Origin of the sequence: Achromobacter sp. 413638, from assembly GCF_043119405.1 — a bacterium.
In the GTDB taxonomy this organism is placed as follows: domain Bacteria; phylum Pseudomonadota; class Gammaproteobacteria; order Burkholderiales; family Burkholderiaceae_B; genus Achromobacter.
The window spans coordinates 1-644 of record NZ_JBICCO010000181.1 but is presented as its reverse complement, the minus strand read 5'-3'; the positions used below and the strand labels follow the sequence as shown (position 1 = coordinate 644).

At 63.5% G+C, this 644-nt stretch carries 1 protein-coding gene; it reads right to left on the bottom strand.

What is annotated here, in order from left to right:
• On the bottom strand, window positions 1–644 hold a 644-nt coding region (locus ACEU5R_RS31970; RefSeq protein WP_392413937.1), incomplete at both ends, for an EF-Tu/IF-2/RF-3 family GTPase.

Sequence of the window (644 nt, the reverse complement as noted above, 5' to 3'; positions counted from 1 at the left end):
CCCGTCACGTCCGTCGTGCGGAAGTAGAACTGGGGACGATAGCCGTTGAAGAACGGGGTGTGGCGGCCGCCTTCTTCCTTGGACAGGATGTACACCTCGGACGTGAAGTCCGTGTGCGGGGTGATCGAGCCCGGCTTGGCCAGAACCTGGCCGCGCTGGACGTCTTCACGCTTGGTGCCGCGCAGCAGGATGCCCACGTTGTCGCCGGCTTGACCTTGGTCCAGCAGCTTGCGGAACATTTCCACGCCCGTGCAGGTCGTCTTGACCGTCGGGGTGATACCGACGATTTCGATTTCCTCGCCGACCTTGATGATGCCGCGTTCGATACGGCCGGTCACCACGGTGCCGCGACCCGAGATCGAGAACACGTCTTCCACCGGCATCAGGAACGCGCCGTCAACGGCACGCTCGGGCGTCGGGATATAGGTGTCCAGGGCTTGGGCCAGGGCCAGGATGGCCTGCTCGCCCAGCTCGCCCTTGTCGCCTTCCAGCGCCAGCTTGGCCGAACCCTTGACGATCGGGGTGTCGTCGCCCGGGAAGTCGTACTTGGACAGCAGTTCGCGAACTTCCATTTCCACCAGCTCGAGCAGCTCGGCGTCGTCGACCATGTCAGCCTTGTTCAGGAAGACGATGATGTACGGCAC